Annotated in this window: 6 protein-coding genes; 5 read left to right on the top strand and 1 reads right to left on the bottom strand. The window is 33.3% G+C overall.

All coding sequences use genetic code 11. The annotated features are described in order from the left end of the window. From EXE10_RS20505 to EXE10_RS20495, 3 genes are all read left to right on the top strand, one after another. Positions 1–576, top strand: a 576-nt coding sequence (locus EXE10_RS20505; RefSeq protein ID WP_130114565.1) for a LysE family translocator, incomplete at its 5' end; no start/stop codon positions are given. Between the two features lie 229 nt (positions 577–805). Then, positions 806–1,093, top strand: a complete 288-nt coding sequence (locus EXE10_RS20500; protein ID WP_000438825.1) for a BrnT family toxin — start codon at positions 806–808, stop codon at positions 1,091–1,093. Next, entirely contained in the window at positions 1,080–1,394 is a 315-nt protein-coding gene (locus EXE10_RS20495) for a BrnA antitoxin family protein (protein ID WP_004728120.1), read from the top strand. The genes EXE10_RS20500 and EXE10_RS20495 overlap by 14 nt, the downstream gene beginning before the upstream one ends. Positions 1,395–1,482: 88 nt before the next feature. On the opposite strand, the gene EXE10_RS20490 is transcribed toward EXE10_RS20495, so the two are convergent. Further along, positions 1,483–2,013 (bottom strand): hypothetical protein, encoded by a 531-nt coding sequence (locus EXE10_RS20490; RefSeq protein ID WP_000172759.1) that lies wholly within the window; start codon positions 2,011–2,013, stop codon positions 1,483–1,485. A 148-nt stretch (positions 2,014–2,161) separates the two neighbouring features. On the opposite strand from EXE10_RS20490, the gene EXE10_RS20485 reads away from it, so the two are divergent. Both EXE10_RS20485 and EXE10_RS20480 read left to right on the top strand, forming a co-directional pair. Next, on the top strand, positions 2,162–2,464 hold the full coding sequence (locus EXE10_RS20485; protein ID WP_000286964.1) for a type II toxin-antitoxin system RelE/ParE family toxin: 303 nt from the start codon (positions 2,162–2,164) through the stop codon (positions 2,462–2,464). After that, positions 2,465–2,746, top strand: coding sequence for an addiction module antidote protein (locus EXE10_RS20480; RefSeq protein WP_000985609.1), 282 nt, complete (start codon positions 2,465–2,467; stop codon positions 2,744–2,746). It abuts the gene before it with no gap. Positions 2,747–2,922: the final 176 nt, after the last annotated feature.

The raw sequence follows: 2,922 nt of genomic DNA, 5'->3' as shown, positions 1-2,922 counted from the left end.
TCTTTTGTTGCATCAATTACTCCTGGACCAACCAATTTCCTTATTCTTAGTACAAGTCATCAATTTAGTATTAAAAAAACATTAGGCTTAATCTTCGGTGGAAGTATTGGTGCTGCATCATTAGTCTTAATTACAGGACTTGGAATTGGTACAACACTCAATGAATACCCCAAGATTCAATTAATATTAAGTTTCACTGGCGGCATTTGGTTAAGCTATATTGGATGGAAAATTTTTAATTATAGACCTGATCTAGAATCTAAAATCCAAAATCAAAATAAGAAAAATGGTTTTTTTACAGGCTTCTTTTTACAGTTTATCAACCCTAAAAGCTGGTTGATGGCTATTGCTGTTATTACTGTTTATACAGCACAACTAGCTAACTACTATCAGTCACTCATTCTATTTTCATTCATCTTTATGCTGATTTCTCTACCTTGTTTATTTATTTGGGCTTATTTAGGAAAAATCACAAAAAAAATACTTTCTACAGCTCATCATATGGTGCTCTTTAATCGAGTATTAGGTACTGTTTTACTTATTTCAGTATGGTATCCAATATTGCATGCTATTTAACATAATGGGCGTTATACGAAAAGCACAAATTGAAAAATATAAAAATCAAAAACTTATGATATAAATTATTTGCTCGATGATGTTCAAAAGCCGACTTGGAAACAAGTCGGCTTTTTTATGAGCAGTTTTGATAGTTCTTGCCAATAAATTTGACTAAAAATTACGCTTCTCAACTTGAGTTATACAATTTTGTGATACATTATTGTATATACAAATTTGAATGTTTTTTATGGAACAGTATTTTGAATGGGATGAGGCTAAGAATCGAAAGAATCAGAAAAAGCATGATATCTCTTTCGAAACTGCAAGCCTTGTTTTTGAAGATCCATTACGGATCTCAATCCAAGACAGACATACCGATGGTGAAGAACGTTGGCAAACCATTGGACGAGTTAAAGGCGTACTAATGTTATTGGTGGCTCACACCATTTTTGATGAAGATGACTGTGAAATCATACGAATCATTAGTGCAAGGCAAGTGACTAAAGCGGAGCGAAACAAATATGAGCATGGTTAGATACTCACGCAAAGAGCTGAATGAGAAATTTGGTGAGAAGCAAGATGCTGAAATTCAACGCTTGCTTGCTAAAGGCACGGTTCCTGATGATCAGCTAGATCTATCAGATATTCCTGAAATTACCGATTGGAGCAGTGCTGTACGCCAAAATCAATTTTACCGCCCAGTGAAGCAACAAACTTCAATTCGGTTAGATGCTGATGTACTTGCTTGGTTCAAAGCACAAGGCAAAGGTTATCAAACACGAATGAATGAAATTTTACGGGATGCTATGCTGAAAGAATTAAAAAATCATCAATAAAAATGGGAGCTTAAGCTCCCATTTTTGACTTCGCATAACGCCCATTATGTTAATTTTAGTTTTCCTTAATACGACAAAAATATCTACTTCATTTCACGAGAATTTCTTTTGCTAAAAGTTCTTCTTTCGTTACACCGAAATATCTTATTTCTAATTTAGGCCTGCCTAACATCTTTAAAAGATTGTTTTCATCATTTATATTTTTTATAGCTTTGCTTACACAATCAATTACGTCATTAGTTTTAGAAATAGCTTCTTTTTCAGATACTTGATCGCTTACTTTTCGAGATATTAAGTCATCAAAATATATCCTATATTCTTCACAAACTAGATAAAAATAAGGGTCTAATCTATCTAAATCATATTCAGATTCAAAGGGTTTACGATCTAATAAATCTTTTTCAGGATAAATAATCAATTGTCCTGCATCGAACCAAAACTCCACAGAAAAATTATCAAACTCAATTCCATTTAAATCATTACTAAAATTTTGAAAATACTGTAATAAAAGATTTTCTATATCCTCTAAAAACTCTTTATTCTTAATATCAAATATTAAAGATTCATTAGAAATAGCTTTGATACAATCTTCTTGAATATCTAACCCCTTTAAAGTCATTTTTACTCCATTTAAATTTTTAGGTTTTGGTGCATTAAGAATTTTGATTAACTTAACATAATGGCGGTTATACGAAATTCACCGTTTCGAGCCCCAAATATCAAGTTTATTTCTTGCATAAATGTATCCTATAGGATACATTCTACTTATGTACTCAATATATACCACTGAAGTCTTTGATGACTGGTTCACCAAGTTAAAAGACCAGCAGGCAAAAAGACGCATACAAGTCCGAATTGATCGGGTTGAAGATGGAAACTTTGGAGATACTGAGCCGGTCGGTGAAGGTGTTTCTGAATTACGTTTCTTCTTTGGGCCAGGCTATAGGATTTATTACTGCAAGCAAGGGCAAAGGGTTGTTATTCTTTTAGCAGGCGGAGATAAGTCTACGCAAAGTAAAGATATAAAACTTGCCCTGCAATTGGCACAAGATTTAGAGGAGGAGCTATAAATGGCTATTAAACTTCGCAAATGGGACAGTGCTGAGCATCTTAAAACAGAGGATGATATGCAGGCTTACTTACAAGCATGTATTGAAGAATCTAATGGCGATGCCGCATTCATTGCAAAGGCTTTAGGTAACATTGCAAAAGCTAAAGGAATGGCTCAATTATCACGAGATACAGGCTTAGGCCGAGAAAGTCTTTATAAAGCACTTTCTGGTGATGTTAACCCTAGTTTTGATACTGTGATTAAAGTTGTAAAAGCACTGAATTTACGCTTAGCAATTTAAAAAAAGTTATTAAAAAATGGAGCTTTAGGCTCCATTTTTTAATTTCGTATAAGGTGTATTATGTTAATTTTAGAAATTCTTAATTTCCATCTATCCAAACTTGCTTGATCCAATCTGCTAAATCTTCCCACTGCTCATCGCTATATCCATCTGCTGTCCAATATCTAATTTTATGA

This window comes from Acinetobacter sp. WCHAc060033, assembly GCF_004209125.1.
In the GTDB taxonomy this organism is placed as follows: Bacteria; Pseudomonadota; Gammaproteobacteria; order Pseudomonadales; family Moraxellaceae; genus Acinetobacter; species Acinetobacter wuhouensis.
Note: the sequence above shows the minus strand (reverse complement) of the source record. Positions and strands in the feature narration are given on the sequence as shown.